The following is a 21,847-nucleotide window of genomic DNA, read 5'->3' on the forward strand; positions in this document are numbered from 1 at the left end:
AACCTATACGGCGTCGAAAACCTTATAGAGTTGATTCTCTCTACCTTTGCGCTCCAATAGACAGCATTACCATGACATTTGCCGACCTCAATCTCAACAAACCACTACTCAACGCACTCGACGATCTGGGCCTGACCACACCCACGCCCATTCAGGAGCGGGTCTTTTCGGTGGTGATGTCGGGGCGCGATGTCTGTGGCATTGCCCAAACCGGCACGGGTAAAACAATCGCTTACCTCCTGCCCTGCCTGCGTCAGTACCAATTCGCTAAAGAACGTACCCCGCAGATGATCGTGCTCGTGCCCACGCGCGAGCTGGTAGTACAGGTGGTGGAAACGGTTCGGCAACTGACCACCTACATGAACCTGGCGGTAGTTGGCGTATACGGTGGCGTAAACCTGAAACCACAGCTAGCTGAGGTGCAGCAGGGTGCCGATATTCTCATCGCAACCCCCGGCCGGTTGGTCGACCTGCTAAGTTCTGGCTCGGTTAAAACAAAGACGGTCAAGAAGTTAGTCATCGACGAAGTAGATGAGATGTTGAACCTGGGCTTCCGGGCGCAGCTAAAAATCATCCTGGATCTGTTGCCGCCCAAACGGCAGAACCTGCTTTTTTCGGCGACCATCACGCCCGATGTTGAACAGTTGATCGAAACGTTTTTCAACAGCCCGGTGCGGGTGGAAGCGGCACCCGTCGGCACGCCCCTGACGGGCATCTCGCAGATGGCTTACCCGGTGCCCAACTTCAACACAAAGATCAACCTGTTGCACCTGCTGCTGGAGCGCGACGAGACCATGAACCGGGTGCTGGTATTTGTATCGACCAAAGCGTTTGCCGATTTGCTCTTCGACGAAATGGACGAGCGTTTCCCGAATAAAGTAGGCATTATTCACTCCAATAAAGCGCAGGCCAAGCGTTTCGAGGCTGTCAATCAGTTTCACGATGGCACCATTCGCCTGTTGATTGCCACCGACATTGTGGCGCGGGGCATCGATGTGGCCAACGTGTCGCACGTGATCAATTTCGATCTGCCTGAAGAGCCCGAAAGTTACATTCACCGCATTGGCCGTACGGGCCGGGCTGATAAAAAAGGCATTGCCATTGCCTTCATCACCGAAGCGGAGCAGGACCGTCAGACAGCCATTGAAACGCTGATGAACTACCCCATTCCGATGGTGCCCGTTCCGGCCGACCTGCTGATTTCGCCCGTTCTGCTGGATGAAGAGCAGCCGAAGGTGAACATGAAGACCATTACGGTGAAAATACCAAAACGCGAAGACGTCGGTCCGGCGTTTCACGAGAAAGCCGCCAAGAACCAGAAAGTCAACGTTCGCCGGGATTATGCCGCCGAGAAAATGTTGAAATACGGTCGCCCCATCAAGCGCAGCGGCAAAAAATAACCCCCTACTCTATGCCCTTTTCTGACCTCGGCTTGTCGAAGCCACTGCTGACCATCATTGCGGAACAAGGGTATCAAAAGCCCTATCCGATTCAGCAGGAAGCTATTCCGGCTATTCTGGTTGGCAAAGATATACTGGGCATTGCCCGAACCGGCTCCGGTAAAACGGCCAGCTATGTGCTTCCCATTCTGGAACGGCTGCAACGGCAGCGGGCGTTGGTGCGGAGTTCGGTGAGCCACCGGGTGCTGGTTCTCGTGCCCACCCGCGAACTGGCCGTGCAGGTGGCCGGGGTATTTCAGGCGTTTGGCGCGAACCTGCCACGCCGTATCAAAACGGTGGCCGTATTTGGCGGCGTGTCGGCCAACCCGCAAATGATCGCCGTACGCGGAGCCGACGTGCTGGTGGCCACACCCGGCCGACTGCTCGATCTGGTGGCACAGAACGCCGTAAAACTATCGGGTATCGACATGCTGGTGCTGGACGAAGCCGACAAGATTCTTGAACTGGGCTTCGCCGACGAGATGAAACAGGTATTCGACCTGCTGCCGGGCCATCGCCAGACCGTTCTCTTCTCGGCCACGCTGGGCGACGCTATTCAGGATATTAGCACATCGGTACTGCGTAAACCTGTTAAAATCGAGATTGAGGAGGAAGAAACAGCCATTGATCAAATTCGACAAACGGCGTATCGTGTTACGCCCGAGCGGAAGAGCGCGCTGTTGCGTTACCTGATCAAATCCGGCACGCTCAGTCAGGTGCTGGTGTTCGTTTCCACCACCCGCACAGCCGATAATCTGGTTGCTAAACTGGCAAAAAACGGCATTCAGGCGGTGGCCATGCATGGGCATAAGACCCAGGGTGCCCGCACCGAGGCACTAGCGCGCTTCAAATCGGGTCAGTTGCCGGTGCTGGTCGCCACGGATCTGCTGGCGCGGGGGATCGACATTCAGTTTCTGCCCCACGTGATCAACTTCGAGCTACCCCGGTCACCCAAAGATTATATCCACCGCATTGGCCGCACCGGCCGGGCCGACGCTTCAGGCGAAGCCATCACCCTGATCACCCCCGACGATGAACACCATTTCGGCGTGATCCAAAAGAAGATGGGCAAGCGCGTCGAGATGATCGAATCGGCGGTTTTTGATCTGGCCGGATATTGACGTACCACGGACTTCAGTCGGGGATGCCCAGTCCGTTTTTACAGTAATCACAGGCTCAGGAAACGGGACATTCCTGAACAAACGGACACTTTAAGAGCTTTTCACTTGAGCAGCGAAGTGGTGTTTACCCTATGCTGACGTAAAAACTGGTAGGCACTGCCTGCCTGATGGCTCATGAAAAGATACCTCAGTTTTATACCCCTGTTGCTACTCAGCGGGCTTTCTGTAGCCCAGACTAAGCCTTCATCAGAGACATCCTCTGCGGTGGTGTCGATCATTGAAGGGGTCACCGGCAAGCAGTTCATCCCCGATACGGTTTATGCAGCGCTGACAGACGAAGATGAAGCCCTACTGGCCAAACAATCGGCGGCGAACTGGGACTTACCCCGCGAAAACGGCAAATACGTCATGTATTCCAACCTGATCGTTGGCACTAGGTCGTATCAGTTACTGATCACCAAGCTGCCGAAAGATGAGCTGGCCACGGCCCAGTTGATTCGCTACGAAACGCCCAAATCGAAACCCGAGCCCATTGCCCGTGGTAAACTGAAAGCCAAAGCCGCTGAAAAAGACAAGTAACGGCTTCTTGAAAATAACGCGCCTGAGTCAGCGTTTGGTTGCTTTGCATGCTATATGTTGCTTCGCGAGCTAGGCCCTTCGACAGGCTCAGGGTGACAACTCACATACAGATGTTGATGACGATCTTAAGTGGGATTGTCACCCTGAGCCTGTCGAAGGGCCTGGCTCGCGAAGCAACATATAGCATGCAAAGCACCACCAGCCGAACACTAGGTTTCCTCGCCAAACAACGTACCCAGCATACGGGTGAACTCGGTTTGAAACGGGGCCTCGACGGTGATTGATTCGCCGGTAGTGGGGTGGATGAACTGAAGTCGGCGGGCATGGAGCAGCATGGTGTTCATGCTGAACTGATCCAGAAACAGCTTGTTCTGCTTATTGCATCCGTGGGGCCGATCGCCGATGATGGGATGGAAAACGTGCGCCATATGCTTTCGTAGCTGATGCATCCGGCCGGTGGCAGGCGTCAGCTCAACCAGCGAGTAGCGGGAGGTGGCATGCTTGCCGAACGGAATCAGCACCTCCGCCCGTTGCAGCGTTTTCAGGGCGGTGAATGCCTCCTGTAAGGTGCCCAGCTTGCCATCGCCATCATCGCGACGCAGGGGGTAATCAATGTCCAGTTCGTCGGGGGTGTAGCCGCGCACAATCGCCAGGTACGTCTTGTGGACCTGCCCTTCGGCAAACTGTTGCTGCATGGCGGAGTTCAGGGCGTCGGTCAGCGCGAAGAGCAATACGCCACCCGTTTTCCGGTCGAGGCGATGAACGGGATAAACGCGCTGCCCCAACTGGTCGCGCAGTAGCTGAACGGCAAATTCGCTGGCATCGGCCGCAATGAATGACCGGTGTACCAGCAATCCATGCGGTTTGTTGATCGCCACCAGCCCGTCGGCCTGGTGCAGAATGGGTAGTTCAGTCATTTACATGGGGAAACCGGGGTCGGCTTTTATGTCTTCGATCTGTTTCCGATGGCGTTCACCATGCGACGCCAGCAGCAACACGGCCTGATAGGCGTCTAACGTACCCAGAAACGGGTGTTCGAAATAGTGCGTCCGGTAATCTTCGGTGGCGGTTCGCACATACTCAATCGCGGCGGCGCGTTGCTGCTCAAATTGGGCCAGCGCGGTCGGCACATCACCGAAACGGCCCGTCGGCACAAACTGAGGCGGCGCGGATGTAGCCATTCCCCGACTGCGTACTGCTTTGATGACAAACACGTCGGAGACTTTCACGGTAGCGCGGCGAGCCTCGTCGGGTGGGGCTGCCATGCCCAATTGCAGGGACTTGAAAATCCCACGGTCGACCAGGGCGATATGCTCCACGCACTCGGCAATCGACCAGCGATCGGGGGCGGTTTTATACTGTTGCTGCGCCGTTGACAGGCCAGCCAGCGATTGTTGCAGGCTATCACGGGTGGCAACCAGTATCTCGACGGCGTAGGTACGTTCGGCGTCGGTGATGGGGCCAGAAACGGTGGACGGGTGACAATCTTCCATACCGGCGAAAGTACGGGAATGGCCTCCCTTCACAAAATCAAAACTACCGATGAGTCAACCGTGTTACGTTAGTCAGGTTTCATACCTTCACCTCACAGCACATGCTCCATCACCTGGTACGGCCCTCGCTGGGCTTATTCTTACTTTTTGCCACTTTGCTCTCCACCAACGCCTTCAGCATTTCCCTGACCAGCAAGCGCTTCAGGGATATTCCGTATAAAGCCACTACCGCACCTGATTTCAGCCCCGAAAAGAACGTGCTCGACGTGTATCGGCCCAACAAAAAAGCCGACAAGCCCTACCCCGTCGTGGTTTTCATTCACGGCGGCAACTGGAACAGCGGGAGCAAAAACATCTACTGGTTTATTGGCCGCCGACTGGCCAAACAGGGAATCGTGGCCGTGATCATCAGCTACCGGCTGTCGCCCGGCGTGCTGGTCCCCGCTATGGCTACCGACTGCGCGCAGGCCGTTGCCTGGACCAGCCTGCACATTGCCAACTACGGCGGCGACCCGAACAGAATCTACGTCATGGGCCATTCGGCGGGTGGCGGACTGGCGGCCCTGCTGGCTACCGACGATACACTTTTCGAGAAACTGGGTATGGCGAGAAATCCCGTCAAAGGCGCTATTCTGGACGACCCGGCGGGCATTAATATGTATGACTATCTGAAAAAGATGGAGTTCCCCAGCGACAAACAGTACCTGACTTCATTTGGCGCAGATCCCGAAGGCTGGCGGTCTGTTTCGCCACTATACAAGGTGAAAGCGGGCGCTCCCCCGATGCTGCTGTATACGGGCGAAAAGACGTACCCAAGCATTATTTCGGGCACAGAAGCACTGCACAAAAAACTGCTTTCGCTGGGTATAAAGAGCCAGTACACCGTCATTCCGGGTAAAGCGCACGTACCGATGGTGAAGCAATTGTTCTGGAAACGCAACATCATCTACCGCGAAGCGATTGGATGGATGACGAACTAATGTCATACAATGCTCCAGCCTTGTTTGACATTAGTTGCCAAATTTTACGATGTAGCCCAGGTAAGGATAAACCTTGAACTGGGTCCCGAAATAGTTGTAGGGGTTCACAGTGGATAAGGCACCCAGGTCGAAGGCATGGTTTCGGCTATGGATGCGCAGCGCAGCAGATAAGCGGGCGAAGGAGGGACCGCTGTTTGACGATTTGATCTTGATGGAGTTATCACTGATGAACGTGAGCGAAGGGCTGAGTGCCTGCATCCCGCCAATAGTCAGCGTGCCCGGTGACAATAGAAACGACTCTTCTTTACCCAGCCTGAAGGTGTAGCCGAGGGTAAAATTGCTTCGCTGGTCGCCAAACGTAGTGAGTACCTGCCCCAAAAACGTAGTTTGCGTAGTTGAAAAATAGGCCGGGTGTTGAAACTGGGCCGCGAGCGTTGCCCCCAACCTGAATTTCCGGCCAATTGAAATACCCAGGCGGGTGTACAGTTGTGTACCAAAATCGGTGTTCAGGTAGATGGCCTCGTTCAGGTACTCAGACGTTTTATAAAGGTTGGTGAGCCGCGGATTAAACACCACTCCCACGCTCCAGCCATTGGTAATACCCGCTTCCAGCTCATTTCTGATCAGGTACGTATTCCGGTAATAAACCTGCCCGGCGGCTGGCGTAAAGGCTGTTCGGCTGTTGAGCAGATAAGGAGCGCCCGCAGGTACGTTGCCGTCTGCGTTCATGGTCGTCTCGGTTGTCTCGCCCACCGAACTCCTACTCAGAATGTCGCCGGGGTCGATGTATGTCTGCGTGCCGTTCTGTTGCCGCACTACCACCGCTACCGGCGTCTGCTTCACAATTCGGCCATACACGGTAGACCCATCTTTCAGGCTAAAAGTGGTTAGCGCCTCGCCGGCTGCCGGGCCAGGCCGCTGCGGAGCGTTGAGCGACTGACGAACGATCTGGTATTTTTCCAGATACGACAAATCACCGTTTCGCTTGCGCACAACTACCACTGTACTATCCTGACGAACAATCCGCCCGGATACGATGGAACTGTCGGCCATGACAAAATGAAGAAAAGGTGCCCGTTTATCAGACTGAGCCACCAGAGGGTGCAGGCCGCTTAGCAGTAGCAGCGTAGTTAGTAAGGTTTTCACGCGTTGATCTATCCAGGAATGTGGCGGGTAATTTAGTCAATCAATCGGGCGCCTAAATTAACTTCACCTTCTTTTTTGTACTTACCTTATCAGGACTTTCTCTAAAATTGTAGAATTCATTTTTAGCTTCAAAAATTGCTGACGCGAGGCCCTTCGACAGGCTCAGGGTGACAGGAAACCTAGGTACGTTCATGACAAACTTGTGTGGGCTTGTCACCCTGAGCCTGTCGAAGGGCCTCGCGTCAGCAATTTTCGGTACAACTAATTTTTATGAGAAAGCCCTGCTTACCTTATAGACTCAACATATACTAATTTCGTTGAAAACGTCATTCAGCGACCAGACGAATGATCCGGCCGGGGTTTTCGACAGACACGTAAATGCTACCGTCCGGGGCCTGTTTCACATTACGAATACGGTTTCCTTCCAGCAATTTCGATTCGCGTATGATCTGATTGCCGTTCAATTCGAGTCGACTCAGGTACGTTAGTGCCAACCCACCCACCAGCAAGTTGCCTTTCCAGCTTTTAAACGTGTCGCTCGTGATAAACGCCAGCCCACACGGGCCGATGGATGGCGTCCAGGTGTAGATCGGATTTTCAACGCCGGTCATGGTGGGGCTCGACGAAATCGGGGTGCCGTCGTAATTGATGCCGTACGAAACCAGCGGCCAGCCATAGTTCTTCGCTTTCTGCACGATGTTGACTTCATCACCGCCTTTCGCACTATGCTCGCTTTCCCAGATATCGCCCGTTGTCGGGTTTAGAATCAGTCCCTGCGGATTCCGGTGGCCGTAGGAATACACGGTTGTGGCGGCGGTATTGCCGGGCAATACCGGGTTATCAGCGGGAACGGCCCCGGCGTCGGTCATCCGGTGTACCTTGCCCCATTCGGTCTGCAGATTCTGGGCGTTTTTGTTGGGCGATGAAGCACCGCCATAGGTCGACGGGCCGCCTTCGCCGATGCTCAGGTACAACAGGCCGTTCCGGTCAAACTCGATCCGGCTCCCGTAGTGGCCTTTCCACTGGTTAGTCGCCGACGCCCGGAAGATGGTCTGTACATCTGTGAGCGCAGCACCGTTGATCTTGAAGCGAATCAGATTCAATCCCGTATTGGAGGTTCCGGCTACCGAAGCGGCGTAGGACGCGTAAATCCAGCCGTTGGCGGCGTAGTTCGGGTGAACGCGAATATCCAGCAGGCCACCCTGGCTAGTGGTATTGATGTCGGTTGGCAGGCCGGTTAACTGCGTCACCGTTTCGCCCGACTGGCGGTAGATCCGTCCACGTTTTTCGCCAAAAATCAGATCGCCATTCGGCAGAAAATCCATGCCCCAGATAATTTCATAGCCTGTCAGCAGTGTTTGGGTACGTATCGTGGGCGATGTAGGGGGCGTACGGTCTATCTCTACCGTTTCGGCTTTTTTGCAGGAAGTGATCGTCAGACTGGCGGCCACACAAAACGTGGTCAGGACAGATTTGTAGTTTACCATAACGTTTTCGTTGCTCGTTCCACTGGCTAACGACCTGAGTAACCACTTTGTTACTTGCTCAACCCAAACCCACTGCGCTCGTCTGATCAGGCTATTTCCTAAAATCCGTACATTTCGCGAAACCTATACGGGCTCACTGGTCTTATTACGCTATGGCAGATCATATCAGAACAGCCCTCGTTACGGGGGGATCAAAAGGCATTGGCTACGGTGTGGCCGAAGCACTCGTTAAAGCAGGTGTAAAAGTGGCAGTTACCAGCCGCTCGCAGGAAGCCGCCGACAAGGCCGCTCAGCAACTCAACGAAATTAAGGCCGGGTACGCCATTGGAATGGCCGCCGACGTGCGCAATCTGGCCTCACAGCAAGCGGTGGTCGATGCGATCGTGCAGCAGTGGGAACGGCTCGATTACGTGATCGCCAATGCGGGCGTAGGCCACTTCGCTCCTATTCAGGAATTAACGCCGGAACAGTGGCAGGAAACGATCGACATTAACCTGACGGGCGTGTTCAACTCGGCCAAGGTGAGCATCGCCGAACTGAAGAAGACCGAAGGGTACTTCATCAGCATCGCCAGTCTGGCCGGCACCAACTTCTTTGAGAAAGGCTCGGCGTATAACGCCAGCAAATTTGGACTGGTGGGTTTTTCGCAGGCCATCATGCTCGATTTGCGCAGCGAAGGCATCAAAGTGAGCACGATCATGCCCGGCTCGGTCGCCACCGAATTTGCCGACCACACGCCGTCAGACGCTGATGCGTGGAAAATCCAGCCGGAAGACATCGGCAAGCTGGTGATCGACCTGCTCAGTATGCATCCGCGCACGCTGCCCAGCAAGATCGAGGTACGTCCCACCATTCCGGGCAGTAAGAAGAAGTAGGTGTAGCCTTTGCAAGGCTTAGTTTTATAGGCTTTCGCGCTGTGGTGTTGCTGTCGTCAGGTATGCTGATTACTACGCTGTAGGTTGCTGACGTTTGGCCCTTCGACAGCAACAACCCCGCAAAAGGTAACCTGCCCGGCATCAGCAACGTACCTGACGACAACAATACACACAGGGTAAAAACACCATAGCCATCGTCGATTAATGATCAACCCCTCCTTTTTCCATGAAAATCCTTGTCGTTGAAGACGAAGAACGGCTTGCCTCGTTTATTCGGAAGGGGATAGCGGCGGAGGGCTACGAAGTAGATGTGGCGTATGATGGACGGAGCGGCCTGTCGCTGTTTCGGAGGGAAATTTATGATATCATTATCCTGGATGTCAACCTGCCCAACATGAATGGCTTCGATTTATGCCGGTTGATCCGCTCGGAAAACGAGGCGGTACCGGTGCTGATGCTGACCGCGCTGGATAGTCTGGCCGACAAATCGGACGGTTTCAACGCCGGGGCCGACGATTACCTGGCCAAACCTTTTGAGTTTCAGGAATTGCTGTTGCGCTTACGGGCCTTGACGCGCCGGATTGGCTCCAAGCCCAAGCAGGTACTTCAACTGGCCGATCTGGAGCTAAACCTGGACAGTAAAACCGTGACGCGGGCGGGCAAACGCATCGACCTGACCACCCGTGAGTACGCCCTGATCGAGTACATGATGCTCAACAAAGGGAAAATCATTTCACGGGTCGACATCAGCGAACGGGTATGGAGTTTAAATTTCGATAACAACAGTAACGTTATCGACGTGTATATCAGTTATTTAAGAAAGAAAATAGACAAGGAATTTTCGCCAAAGCTGCTGCATACCATTGTCGGCATGGGGTACGTTCTTCGTGAAAATTAGTTACTGGTTATTGAGTTATTAGTTACTGGGTACGCATTACCCAATAACCAACCACCAACACCGTGCTCATTCGGAATCGCCTGACGATTATGTTTACCTTGCTGGCAACGGGCATTCAGCTCACGTTGTCGTTGCTGGTATGGTATTTTTATTCTCTCTATCGCCAGGAAGAATTTTATAGCCGACTGGAGTCGAAAGCGCGGGTGGCCGGGCGCGTGCTGATTTCCCGGCGGCACCTGCACGACGATTTTTTCAAGAATATGGTGCGTACCGACCTACTGACGCTGGTGGAAGAGCAGATCAGTATTTACGACAACCAACGCAGGCTCGTCTTTACCAACCGAACCCTGAAAGAGTCTGATTATTACAAAGAAAAGATCCCGCTACTGGCCACCGACCCCCTGTTTGAATTTAAAACCGGGCGGCTGGAATCCATTGTAATCCCGTTTCAGGACCGGGGGCAGTTGTTCTACATCTTTGCGTCTGGCTACGACCGCATTGGCCTCGCCAAGCTGGGTACGTTGCAACAAATCCTGATTCTGGCCAATCTGCTGGGCTTTGCGCTGATCGTCCTGGCTGGCTGGTATTTCTCGGGGCGGGTATTGAATCCCATTTCCCAGATTGTGGATGAGGTGGAGCAGATCACCGCCATGCAATTGTATAAACGGGTAAATGAAGGGAATCGGCAGGACGAAATTGCGCAGCTTGCGATGACATTCAACCAGATGCTTTTTCGGCTCGAAGATGCGTTTGTGTCTCAACGCAGCTTTGTGTCTCATGCGTCGCACGAACTGCGGACGCCCCTGACCAACACGTTGGGTACGTTGGAAACGTCGCTTCGGTACGATCACGACCCCGCCGACTGGCGCGCCAGCATGGAGGTGGCGGTCGACGAATTAAAGAAGGTCATCGCCCTGACCAATGGCTTACTCGGGTTGGCCAAGGTAACCGACGGAACCGTTGCCCTGACATCAGTACAGGTAGACGATTGCCTGCTCAACGCCCTTGGGTACGTCCAAACCAAGTATCCGGGCCGCAGTCTGCCCCTGCATTTTGTGACGGGTGAGGAGGATTCGTTCACGGTGAAAGGCAACGCCACACTACTGACTACGGCCTTCCTGAACGTGCTCGACAACGCCTGTAAATACTCCAGCGAACCCGTTTCCGTTCAACTCCAGGCAACGCGAGACACGATCATGGTGATCGTAACGGATCAGGGCCGGGGTATTTCGGAGGCCGACGCGGCTCACATCCTTGATCCGCTTTACCGGGGAAACAACGTAGAGGGCGTGCCAGGCTATGGTATTGGTCTGGCCGTAACCCAGAAAATTATCGATTTGCATCAGGGCACGCTCCAGATCGACTCCACCGTAAATCAGGGAACCTCCGTTACCATCAGTCTCCCCGTTCAGGCGTAGCATTCGGGCGGCACGGTATTGCTTTGCGTTATGTGCCCTTCGACTAGGCCTTCCCGACAGGCTCAGGGCCCAGCTAAAGCAACCTACAGCACCAGGCAATCCACAGCGCATTACCACTACGCACACAAGCCAGGCAACCCCACCGTGTAGCGTGAAAGCAGCCCGATTCACCCGCCAATTAATGCTCCTTTAATCTATACGTATCTGTACCCGGCCAGATCAGGGTTAAAACCGCAAATTGTATTGCCTCTATAGAATAATAAATAGTCTTTTTTCAATATAAGTCATTTATCTTTCATCGCTATTTTAATCCAATAATAGTTTATAACCTGTTGTTTATCAAATAGATATATCACTGATTCACTTGCACATTAAACGCAAAAAAAATAGGGCTTTGCATTTTTTTAATACCTTCTAATTTGCTTCTCATGCCATCCTAATGTCGTGGAGCTTGCTTTGTATCGAAGCATTACGAACACAAGCTATGCAACGCCAGAATTTTCCGCTTCGGCGGGCCGACTCGGTTTTACTCTATGGCTTTGGGCTGGCACTGGTTCTTTCACTCGCATTCAACGGATTCCTTTTGTATGAGAAAAGCCGCCAGCGCGACCTGGTCGAGTACGAATTGAGCAACTCAATGCATCCGGTCGAGCAAGTGGTTTGGCTCCAGCAACTGTCGGATTGCAAACGAGCCAACCAGGAAAAAGACAGCCTGATTCGCCGTCTGGCGCAGGCTCCGCACGCTCCTCCGCCGGGCCGGGCCATTACCGTTCATCTCCATTCATCGAAATAATAACGTAATCACAAACCTCACTATTCAGTTATGCTGCACTCACTTTTCGTTCATGCAAAGTCGCTTTTCTCTTTCGGCATTCACCGCAATGCTCAATCCCGCCTGCTGGCGCAATTTGTTCCCGTGCAGGTTGGGCAATCGGCACCCGAATGGAAACACCTGTCAAATTAGTGCATGCCTGTCGCTGGAAAATCACCAAAACAAGTTCGTTTAAAGAACAAGACAATAATGAAGAGAATCATCATGCTTATGAGCTTATGTGCCGCCTGGTGCTGCACAAGCTGTTCAACAAAAGCAGAAGAAAAAGAAGAGGAAACCAAGTATTCGGTTACCAGTCCTTTGCAACGAGACACAACGGTCACCAACGACTATGTGGCTCAGATTCACGCTATCCAGCATATTGAAATGAGGGCGCTGGAAAAGGGTTACCTACAGAAAATTTTTGTCGATGAAGGGCAGGCTGTCAGAAAAGGGCAGCTCATGTTTCAGATCATGCCGGTGCAATACCAGGCCGAACTGCAAAAAGCTGAAGCAGAAGCCAACTTCGTGAATGTGGAATACAAAAACACGAAACTGCTGGCCGATAGCAACATCGTTTCGAAGAACGAATTAGCACTGGCTAAAGCCAAGCTGGATAAAGCGAAAGCTGAAGTGTCTGTCGCGCAGATTCACCTTGGCTTCACGCAGGTAAGGGCTCCTTTCGACGGCATCATGGATCACTTCCAGGTGCGGTTAGGTAGCCTCGTCAACGAAGGAGATTTATTGACTACGCTCTCCGACAATAGTAAAATGTGGGTGTATTTCAACGTACCTGAAGCCGAGTACCTGAACTACAAAACTCACGCGGAGCAGGGAAGCTTTCAGAAAGTGAACCTGATGATGGCGAACCAGCAATTGTTCAGTTACCCTGGTAAAGTCGAAACCATCGAAGCAGATTTCAATAACGAAACCGGAAATATTGCGTTCCGGGCCACGTTCCCGAATCCTAAGGGCATGTTGCGGCATGGCGAAACCGGCAACATTCAGATGACATTACCGATGAAAAATGCCCTGATCATTCCGCAGAAAGCCACCTTCGAAGTGTTGGAAAAAAAATACGTCTATGTGGTCGATAAAAATAACGTGATCCGGTCAAGAGAAATCGCCATAGCGGCCGAACTGCCCCACATTTTTGTGGTCCGGTCCGGGTTGAAAAAAGATGACAAGATTCTTCTGGAAGGCTTGCGCCAGGTGAAAGAAAACGAAAAGATACAGTACAAATTTGAGCAGCCTGCTACTGTCATTTCTCATTTAGGCTTGTATGCCGAGTAAGAAAGTGTAGCGTGAATGTACAGTGACTAATGTACAATTAAACCAGAAGACATGTTTAGTAAATTCATACGCAGGCCCGTATTTGCGATTGTGATTTCGGTCATGATCGTCTTTATCGGTGTACTGGCGATCAAGAAATTGCCCATTTCTCAGTTCCCGGATATTGCGCCCACCACGGTCAATATTTTTATTGCGTATCCTGGTTCCAGTGCCGACGTACTGGTTAAATCCACGCTGATTACGCTGGAACAGGCGATCAACGGGGTGCAGGACATGCGGTACATCGCTACCGATGCCACGAGTGCCGGTGAAGCGACCCTTCGGATCATTTTCGAGCCGGGAACCGACCCGAACGACGCCGTTATCCGGGTGAAAACAAGGGTGGATCAGGTTATGCCGCTACTTCCCGAACTGGTTCAGCGTGAAGGGGTTATCATCACGCCAATCCAGCCCAGTATGTTGATGTACGTCAACCTCTACTCGAAGGATAAGAGCATTGACGAAAAATTCCTGTTCAACTACGCCACCGTGAAGATGATCCCTGAAATTCAGCGGACCAAAGGGGTAGCACGGGCACAGATCCTGGGTAGCCGCCGCTACGCCATGCGCGTTTGGCTGAACCCCGAGCGTATGCGGGCCTACAACATTTCTACCGAAGAAGTGATGAAAGCCATCGGCGAGCAAAGCATCATTGGTCGGCCCGGTCGGATTGGGCAAAGCTCCGGTATTGCGGCCCAATCGCTGGAATACGTGCTTACTTATAAAGGGCGGTATAACAAGCCGGAAGAATACGAAGGCATCATTATCCGGGCCAATTCGGCCGGTGAAAGTATTCACCTGCGCGACATCGCCCGCGTTGAACTGGGTAGTGAATTCTTCGATATTTACTCCAACCTGGACGGTCAGCCGTCGGCGGCGATTGTGTTGCGGCAAAACTACGGTAGTAACGCCAGTGACGTAATCGAGGAAGTGAAAGCTAAACTCGAGGTGATGAAAGGGTCTTTCCCGCCCGGTGTCGACTACAAAATCAGCTATGACGTATCAAACTTCCTGGATGCGTCGATCGAACAGGTAATTGATACCCTGCGCGATGCGTTTATCCTGGTGGCACTGGTCGTGTTCATTTTCCTGGGCGACTGGCGGTCTACGCTGATTCCGATTCTGGCGGTTCCTGTATCGCTGATCGGCGCGTTTTTCGTCATTCAGGCGTTCGGGCTTTCCATTAACCTGATTACGCTCTTCGCTCTTGTACTGGCTATCGGTATTGTGGTGGATGATGCCATCGTGGTGGTGGAAGCGGTACACGCCAAGATGGAAGAAGAGCCGCATTTGTCTCCGTTTGGAGCGGTGACGAAAGTGCTTGGTGAAATCAGCGGTGCCATTATCGCCATTACACTCGTAATGGTGTCGGTGTTCCTGCCGATCTCATTCATGACGGGTCCCGTAGGTACGTTCTACCGGCAGTTCTCGATCACCATGGCCAGTTCCATCGTGATTTCGGCCCTGATCGCCCTGACGCTGACGCCCGTGTTGTGCGCCATGCTATTGAAAAACCATCATGGGCATCCACCGAAGAAAAATATCCTGACCAGAACACTCGATAGTTTCAACCGGGGATTCGATAAGATGACCGGCCGCTATGTGGGCTTGTTACGGTTAATTGTTAACCGCCGCTTCGTTACGTTCGCCATCCTGATCGGCTTCTGTGTAGGCATTGTACTGGTCAACAAGATTCTGCCAGCCGGTTTTATTCCGAACGAAGACCAGAGCACGATCTACGCGATTATTCAGACGCCGCCAGGTTCGACGCTGGAGAAAACCAACGAAGTGTCGCGCCGCCTTCAGAAAATTTGCGAAGAAGTTCCGGGTATCGAGTCGATTTCTTCGCTGGCCGGTTACGAGATCATGACCGAGGGCCGGGGTTCCAACGCAGGTACGTGTCTGATCAACCTGAAACCCTGGGGAGATCGCGACAAGAACGTGAAGGAAATTATGGAAGAGCTGGAGGTAAAATCGAAAGGCCTTGGCGCTACCGTCGAATTTTTCGAGCCACCAGCCATCCCTGGATTCGGTACGTCGGGCGGTTTTTCGATGCGTTTGCTGGATAAAACGACCGATACGGATTATCGCGAGTTCGACAAAATAAACAAGCAGTTCATGGAGAATCTGGGCAAGCGCAAAGAGCTCACCGGTCTGTTTACTTTTTTTGCCGCCAACTACCCACAGTACGAACTGGAGATCGACAATAACCTGGCCATGCAGAAAGGCGTGTCGATCGGAAAAGCGATGGACAACCTGAATATCATGATCGGTAGTACCTACGAACAGGGCTTTATCAAGTACAACCAGTTCTTTAAAGTGTACGTCCAGTCTGACCCCAGTTTCCGGCGGTTACCAACCGATCTGCTGAAGCTCTTCGTGAAGAACGATGCGGGCGAAATGGTGCCTTACTCGGCGTTCATGAAGCTGAAAAAAGGGCAGGGACCTAACGAAATTACCCGGTTCAATTTATACAATTCAGCCGCCATTCAGGGGCTGCCTGCCAAAGGGTTTACAACAGCCGACGCCATTCAGGCGATCCGGGAGGTGTCGGCCAAAACGTTGCCACGAGGCTACGATATTGCCTTTGAAGGTCTGTCGTATGACGAATCCATCCGGGGTAACGAATCGCTGTATGTGTTCCTGATCGTACTGGCCTTCGTGTATATGGTACTGGCCGCTCAGTACGAAAGCTTCATCATTCCGCTGGCCGTGGTACTCTCGCTTCCGGTGGGGATATTCGGTTCGTTCCTGCTGCTGAAGCTCATGGGCCTGGAAAACAATATCTACGCTCAGATCGGCCTCATCATGCTGGTTGGTCTATTGGGTAAAAACGCCGTATTGATCGTGGAATTTGCCGTTCAGAAGCGACAGCAGGGCGACACGATCCTGAACGCAGCCATTGAAGGTGCCCGGGTACGTTTCCGCCCGATCCTGATGACCTCGTTCGCCTTCGTCGCCGGTCTGATTCCACTGATTTCGGCATCGGGTGCTGGTGCCATCGGTAACCGGACCATTGGTGCGTCGGCGATGGGCGGTATGTTGTTCGGTACCATTTTCGGTGTCATCATCATCCCTGGACTGTACTTCATATTCGGAAGCCTGGCCGACGGCCGACAGTTGATTAAAAACGAAGAAGATCATTCGTTGACTGAAGGGATGGTTCATGCAGTCGACAATTTCCCACTATCTGAAGAAGTTGAAAATCATGTGCAATAACCAACGATTGACCTGGGCAGGGCTAGTAGTGCTTCTTGTCCTGGTCAACGCTTCCTGTACCGTGCCTCGCCTGGTGGCACGTACGGAAAATAAACGAGTACCTGGGAGCTATTATGGCTCCCAGGACACGACGAATACTGCCCGCACCAAGTGGCGGGATTACTTCACCGACCCGAACCTGATCGCCCTGGTTGATACGGCTTTGTATAACAATCAGGACCTGAACATCACGCTTCAGGACATTCAGATTGCCAACAACGAGGTGTTGGCTCGTGGCGGGGCGTACCGGCCATTCGTCACAGTTGGCGGGGGTACGGGTGTCGAGAAAGTGTCTCGCTACACCAGTCAGGGCGCTGCGGATGCCTACACGGAGATCAAGCCGGGCAAGCCGACGCCTGACGTGTTACCGAACACCTATATCGGTGCCTTTGCTAGTTGGGAAGTGGATATCTGGCATAAGCTGCGCAACGCCAAAAAAGCGGCGATTGCCAGTTACGCCTCATCTGTAGAAGGCAAGAACTTTCTGGTTACCAACCTGGTTGCCGACATCGCCAATTCGTATTACGAACTCATGGCGCTCGACAATCAACTGGATATTGTGCAACGGAACATTACCATTCTGAACAATGCCCTGTCGATCACCAAGCAGGAAAAAGAAGCAGCGAAGGTGACCGAACTGGCCGTCCGGCGGTTTGAGGCCGAAGTATTCAAAACGCAGAGCCTTCAGTATGAACTGAAGCAGAAGATCGTGGAGGCGGAGAACCGGATCAACTTCCTGGTGGGTCGTTACCCGCAACGTGTTCCGCGAAGCTCCCAAACGTTCAGCGACTCGACCTCGATGCCCGCCAGAATATACGCGGGTGTGCCCCAGCAACTGCTGGAAAACCGGCCCGATGTTCGGCAGGCAGAATGGAATCTACAGGCGGCCAAACTGGATGTGAGCGTAGCCAGAGCCGAATTCTATCCCTCGCTGCGGCTATCGGCTTCGCTGGGTGTTATGGCTTTCAGCCCGCTGTATCTGGCCAGCACGCCCGAGTCACTGATTGCCTCGCTGGTAGGCGATCTGGTTGGGCCGGTGATCAATAAGAATGCCATCCAGGCTACGTATCGAAGCGCGAATGCGAAGCAGATACAGGCCGTGTATAACTACGAACGAACGGTACTGAATGCCTACATCGAGGTGGCTAACCAGTTGTCGAATATCGACAATCTGGAAAAAAAGTACAGCACGAAAAGCAATCAGGTTCAGGCGCTGACCCAGTCGACCAGCATATCGCTCAAGCTATTTACTTCAGCCAGAGCCGATTACATGGAGGTGCTGCTCACTCAGCGTGATGTATTGGAGTCGCGGATTGAGTTGATCGATACCCGAATGCAACAGATGCACGCCCTCGTGAATACGTACCGGGCGTTAGGCGGCGGCTGGAACTGATTGTTGGTTATTGGTTACTAGTAAATTGGTTATCGGTTACTGGTTAATTGTGATTGATTTGACTAATAACCAATTAACCAATAACCAAACAACCAATAACCAACAGAATGAGCTATGCTGATTAATTTCAACCAACTTTTCGCCGTAAAAGCCGACGTAGCCATTGCCAAAGTGTCTGTGCATGTGCCCAATCTGATGTGGTGCGGGCGCGGCACCCGCTTGAAGGGCGTCCAGATTGGCCAGATAGACCTGGTGGCACTTGAAGGCAAAACAGTCCAGGTACGTGAAGCCGAAGGCACATTGATCCTGGAGAACTGGTTTCCCAGTTCGCTCTCCGACGAAGCGCAGTAGTAAAAAGTCGAACATGGCACCAGCCCTGTTCGACTTTTTACTACTTATACTGAATTCCGGCCACCGTAAACGCGTCTTCACCTTTCGTGGTACGCAAAAGCACGGTATCGCCGATGCGCTTGCCCTGCATGGCGCGGGCAAGTGGTGCGGTGAAAGCAATCAGCCCGTGGGCAGCATCTGCTTCATCGACTCCGACGAGCGTAAACCGGCGATCAGGACCGGACTTGGGTCGTACCGTTACGGAGGCACCAAAGCGAATTTCATCGGGCGGTTGGTTGGCTGGATTAACTACATGAGCGTTACCAATACGCTGATTCAGAGCACCCACTTTCCCGTTGATCAACGCCAATTGCCGGGTACGTTCCGTTTCGTCGGTTTCGTTACGTTGTACGCGTGCGTGCTCGGATTCCAGCTCAGCCAGTTCGGCACGAAGCAACGCAAGGCCACGCGGCGTCACATAGTTATGCACACCGGGCGGCAACGGGGCACGAGCCGGAATCACCACCGGGTCATCCGCCGATTCGTTTTTGAGAAATGCGCGGCTCATGGGCGTTAAAAAGAAGAGTGGGTACGTCCTGGGTTCATCAAAACTGATAAACCCAGGACGTACCCACTCTTCTTTTTAACTTATCGTACGTTCTTATTTCCGACCACCAAAGAAACGGAGCAGGTAGAGAAACAGGTTGACAAAGTCGAGGTAGAGGCGCAGAGCACCCATGATAGCACCCTTGCGATCCGATTCGGCGTCGGTGTTGCCAACGGCGTTCATCTCCTTGATTTTCTGTGTGTCGTAGGCCGTTAAGCCCGTGAAGATCAGCACGCCCAGGAAACTCGTGATCCAACTTACCAGCTCATTATGCAGGAACAGGTTCACGACCGAAGCGATGATCAGGCCGATAAGCCCCATCATGAGCAGACTGCCCATTTTGGTAAGGTCCGTTTTGGTGAAGTAGCCGTAAATGCTCATCGCGCCGAACGTCAGGGCGGTGATGAAGAACGTAGACGCAATGGACGCACCGGTGTAAATCAGGAAGATACACGCCATCGTCAGTCCGTTGAGGGCCGAATACGCTATAAACAGGGCTGTAGCCGTTGTGGCCGTCATTCGATTGATTCTGGCCGACAGGCCCAGCACCATCAAAACTTCGCCGATCAGCAAGCCATAGAAGACAAGCCGGTTACCAAATATCAGGGACAACATCGTTTCCGACGACGCCGTGTAAATAGACACTACCGCCGTGATGAGCAGGGCTACGCTCATCCATCCATAGACCTGCGCCATAAAAGCGGCCTGCTCCCGTTCAACGTCTTCGGGGGTGATATATCTGGATTGTACGCGCGGCTGATTCTGATTATCCATGTGGAGTTTGTTTAACGTTACCTCTACAACAAGTTTTCTGACCGAATGGGCAGACTAAAACTAACTTTTTTTGTGAGTCTGCATGCGGTTTGTCGGCTTTTTTGTGTGGCGTGTAGCTTTACAAAAGAGCCAACAGCGTCTCGCGGAAGCAATCTATAGAGCACTTAAACCAGGTTACTCCGCTTGCCATACAGACTTTATTCAAATTGAGACGTCACGAAGCTACCATTTTTTCGCTGGTTTACCGCGCTACCAGCATCCGGGTCGACAGGCGCTGATCACCGGCCTGAATAGCAACGACATACGTACCTGTGGCCAGCGTCTGTACATTCATGCCCAGTGCTCGATCTGACAGGCGGCTGACCGGAACACCCATCGCCCGTCCCGCCTGATCATAGACCTGCACGCCACTCACCCCTGCCAGCAGGGCATCACCCTCCAGCGTGACATTGTCGGAGGCTGGGTTTGGGTATACCCGAAACGGCGCGGCCAATGGTTCGGTGGCCGTGATTACCTGCTTGAAAATCGGAACGATATCGAAGCTCTTTTGCAGCACCGACGTCACCTCCGGCTTACCTGCCCCAAGCCAGTCGGTCAGGAGCGCGGCGTAGACCTGCCGGAAGTCGGTCTGCATTTTGATGTTGTTGTTATCCAGATCCGACAGGTTGGGGTTCTTCCCGATCACACTCGTTTTCACACCTTTTCCAAACACAAACAGCGGTGCAGCGGCACCATGATCGGTTCCGTAACTGGCATTGGAGATAGCCCGGCGACCAAACTCCGAGAAGGTCATGCCGGCCACCCGGTCTTCCGTACCCTGCACTTTCAGATCGTCCTGAAATACCTTGATTGCGTCTGATACCAGTTTCATCAGGTTGGCGTGCGTACCGGTTGTGGTATCGGTCGTGGTGGTCTGGGCGGCGTGGGTATCGAAACCGCCGATGGTTACGTAATACACCCTCGTTTGCAAGCCACCGTGAATCAGGCGCGACACAATTTTGAGCTGATCGGCCAGTGAGTTACCCGTTGGGTACGTTACCAGATTTTTCCCTTTCGCTGCCGCCGCCTTGATCTGCGCGGCATAGGCCACCGACGACAGTTGCTGCTGCCGAATGTAGCTGATATGCTGCCCGGCGGGCGTATTAGGGGGCGGTGCCAGGTCGATGGCCGGTTTATCGCCCACAAGCTGGGCAAACGTATCGGGGTTGGGAATCGCTACGGCCATCGGGCCACCCGGACCGGCAAACGCCGTTGAGGTGATGTAGCCGATCTGAATGGCCAGTGGGTCAGGTACGTCTTTGGTTGGGTAGCCGGTTGGGTAACCCGGCCATTCGGCATCTAGGTAACGCCCCGTCCAGCCGGTAGTGAGCACCTGACTGGAATCGGCCCCGGTAAACCAGATGTCGCTCGCCCGGAAGTGCGAAAAGTTGGGCGTCGGGTACGACACACTGTGCACGATGGATAATTTGCCATCATTATACAGGCTTTGCAGGCCCGTCATGGACGGGTGCAGGCCCGTGAGCGCATTGCCCGTCAGCTTCAGCACCTTGGCTTCCGGCAGGGCAATATTGGTCCTGAGCGCGGTGTACTTGCTCATCTGATCGAGCGGCACCACCATATTCAGCCCATCATTGCCGCCGTTCAGTTGAATCATGACCAGCACCCGATCGGTAGCGGTAGCGAGTTGAATCAGGGTCTGCATGAACGCCGAATTGGGCGTACCGAATGCCTTTGCTCCAAACCCGTCGATGAAAACGGGAAGCAGCATAGAGGCCGAAGCATGTTGAAGAAAGTGTCGACGATTCATGAGAAGAGATGTTGGATTGGAGATATCGGATTGGGGATTTGCGCTGCTTGACAACAGTCGGTAGGTTTAGCGGAACAACTCCCCAATCCGATATCCCCA

Annotated in this window: 20 protein-coding genes; 13 read left to right on the plus strand and 7 right to left on the minus strand. The window is 53.2% G+C overall.

Going from position 1 to position 21,847, the window contains the following annotated elements; genetic code table 11:
- The first annotated feature begins 71 nt into the window (after positions 1-71).
- The 3 genes from ACFE8Q_RS06465 to ACFE8Q_RS06475 all read left to right on the plus strand — a co-directional run bounded on the left by ACFE8Q_RS06465 (position 72) and on the right by ACFE8Q_RS06475 (position 3,139).
- Positions 72-1,400 carry a DEAD/DEAH box helicase gene (locus tag ACFE8Q_RS06465; protein WP_375444552.1) on the plus strand — a complete coding sequence of 443 codons (1,329 nt, stop codon included), beginning with the start codon at positions 72-74 and terminating at the stop codon, positions 1,398-1,400.
- An 11-nt stretch (positions 1,401-1,411) separates the two neighbouring features.
- Positions 1,412-2,560: a DEAD/DEAH box helicase gene (locus ACFE8Q_RS06470; RefSeq protein ID WP_375444553.1), complete on the plus strand. Its 1,149-nt coding sequence runs from the start codon at positions 1,412-1,414 to the stop codon at positions 2,558-2,560.
- Between the two features lie 174 nt (positions 2,561-2,734).
- Positions 2,735-3,139, plus strand: coding sequence for a hypothetical protein (locus ACFE8Q_RS06475; protein ID WP_375444554.1), 405 nt, complete (start codon positions 2,735-2,737; stop codon positions 3,137-3,139).
- Positions 3,140-3,348: 209 nt separating this feature from the next.
- Here the strand turns inward: ACFE8Q_RS06475 and ACFE8Q_RS06480 are convergent, their stop codons facing one another.
- Positions 3,349-4,056, minus strand: coding sequence for a pseudouridine synthase (locus ACFE8Q_RS06480; RefSeq protein WP_375444555.1), 708 nt, complete (start codon positions 4,054-4,056; stop codon positions 3,349-3,351).
- Positions 4,057-4,632 (minus strand): DinB family protein, encoded by a 576-nt coding sequence (locus ACFE8Q_RS06485; RefSeq protein WP_375444556.1) that lies wholly within the window; start codon positions 4,630-4,632, stop codon positions 4,057-4,059.
- A 101-nt stretch (positions 4,633-4,733) separates the two neighbouring features.
- On the opposite strand from ACFE8Q_RS06485, the gene ACFE8Q_RS06490 reads away from it, so the two are divergent.
- Positions 4,734-5,612 (plus strand): alpha/beta hydrolase, encoded by an 879-nt coding sequence (locus ACFE8Q_RS06490; protein WP_375444557.1) that lies wholly within the window; start codon positions 4,734-4,736, stop codon positions 5,610-5,612.
- A gap of 30 nt (positions 5,613-5,642) precedes the next feature.
- Here ACFE8Q_RS06490 and ACFE8Q_RS06495 read toward each other — a convergent pair whose 3' ends face one another.
- Both ACFE8Q_RS06495 and ACFE8Q_RS06500 read right to left on the minus strand, forming a co-directional pair.
- Positions 5,643-6,758 carry a hypothetical protein gene (locus tag ACFE8Q_RS06495; RefSeq protein WP_375444558.1) on the minus strand — a complete coding sequence of 372 codons (1,116 nt, stop codon included), beginning with the start codon at positions 6,756-6,758 and terminating at the stop codon, positions 5,643-5,645.
- A 326-nt stretch (positions 6,759-7,084) separates the two neighbouring features.
- Positions 7,085-8,245, minus strand: coding sequence for a PQQ-dependent sugar dehydrogenase (locus ACFE8Q_RS06500; protein WP_375444559.1), 1,161 nt, complete (start codon positions 8,243-8,245; stop codon positions 7,085-7,087).
- Positions 8,246-8,397: 152 nt separating this feature from the next.
- On the opposite strand from ACFE8Q_RS06500, the gene ACFE8Q_RS06505 reads away from it, so the two are divergent.
- The 9 genes from ACFE8Q_RS06505 to ACFE8Q_RS06545 all read left to right on the plus strand — a co-directional run bounded on the left by ACFE8Q_RS06505 (position 8,398) and on the right by ACFE8Q_RS06545 (position 18,581).
- Entirely contained in the window at positions 8,398-9,120 is a 723-nt protein-coding gene (locus ACFE8Q_RS06505; RefSeq protein WP_375444560.1) for an SDR family oxidoreductase, read from the plus strand.
- Positions 9,121-9,346: 226 nt separating this feature from the next.
- A complete protein-coding gene (locus ACFE8Q_RS06510) occupies positions 9,347-10,018 on the plus strand; it encodes a response regulator (protein ID WP_375444561.1) in 672 nt (223 codons plus the stop codon).
- A 62-nt stretch (positions 10,019-10,080) separates the two neighbouring features.
- Positions 10,081-11,436, plus strand: coding sequence for an ATP-binding protein (locus ACFE8Q_RS06515; protein ID WP_375444562.1), 1,356 nt, complete (start codon positions 10,081-10,083; stop codon positions 11,434-11,436).
- 484 nt (positions 11,437-11,920) lie between these two features.
- On the plus strand, positions 11,921-12,229 hold the full coding sequence (locus ACFE8Q_RS06520) for a hypothetical protein (protein ID WP_375444563.1): 309 nt from the start codon (positions 11,921-11,923) through the stop codon (positions 12,227-12,229).
- A gap of 30 nt (positions 12,230-12,259) precedes the next feature.
- A complete protein-coding gene (locus ACFE8Q_RS06525) occupies positions 12,260-12,400 on the plus strand; it encodes a hypothetical protein (RefSeq protein WP_375444564.1) in 141 nt (46 codons plus the stop codon).
- A 57-nt stretch (positions 12,401-12,457) separates the two neighbouring features.
- The gene (locus ACFE8Q_RS06530) at positions 12,458-13,540 is read left to right on the plus strand and encodes an efflux RND transporter periplasmic adaptor subunit (RefSeq protein WP_375444565.1); all 1,083 of its coding nucleotides are present in this window, start codon (positions 12,458-12,460) and stop codon (positions 13,538-13,540) included.
- A gap of 51 nt (positions 13,541-13,591) precedes the next feature.
- Positions 13,592-16,798 (plus strand): efflux RND transporter permease subunit, encoded by a 3,207-nt coding sequence (locus ACFE8Q_RS06535; protein WP_375444566.1) that lies wholly within the window; start codon positions 13,592-13,594, stop codon positions 16,796-16,798.
- Positions 16,788-18,230, plus strand: a complete 1,443-nt coding sequence (locus ACFE8Q_RS06540; RefSeq protein ID WP_375444567.1) for a TolC family protein — start codon at positions 16,788-16,790, stop codon at positions 18,228-18,230. Before ACFE8Q_RS06535 ends, ACFE8Q_RS06540 begins: the two co-directional genes overlap by 11 nt.
- 114 nt (positions 18,231-18,344) lie before the next feature.
- Positions 18,345-18,581 (plus strand): hypothetical protein, encoded by a 237-nt coding sequence (locus ACFE8Q_RS06545; RefSeq protein WP_375444568.1) that lies wholly within the window; start codon positions 18,345-18,347, stop codon positions 18,579-18,581.
- Between the two features lie 40 nt (positions 18,582-18,621).
- On the opposite strand, the gene ACFE8Q_RS06550 is transcribed toward ACFE8Q_RS06545, so the two are convergent.
- The 3 genes from ACFE8Q_RS06550 to ACFE8Q_RS06560 form a co-directional block, all read right to left on the minus strand.
- On the minus strand, positions 18,622-19,128 hold the full coding sequence (locus ACFE8Q_RS06550) for a GreA/GreB family elongation factor (protein ID WP_375444569.1): 507 nt from the start codon (positions 19,126-19,128) through the stop codon (positions 18,622-18,624).
- Between the two features lie 93 nt (positions 19,129-19,221).
- Positions 19,222-19,941: a Bax inhibitor-1/YccA family protein gene (locus ACFE8Q_RS06555; RefSeq protein WP_375444570.1), complete on the minus strand. Its 720-nt coding sequence runs from the start codon at positions 19,939-19,941 to the stop codon at positions 19,222-19,224.
- 241 nt (positions 19,942-20,182) lie between these two features.
- The gene (locus ACFE8Q_RS06560) at positions 20,183-21,748 is read right to left on the minus strand and encodes a DUF1501 domain-containing protein (protein ID WP_375444571.1); all 1,566 of its coding nucleotides are present in this window, start codon (positions 21,746-21,748) and stop codon (positions 20,183-20,185) included.
- Positions 21,749-21,847: the final 99 nt, after the last annotated feature.

It is taken from the genome of uncultured Fibrella sp. (assembly GCF_964250085.1).
Classification (GTDB): Bacteria; Bacteroidota; Bacteroidia; order Cytophagales; family Spirosomataceae; genus Fibrella.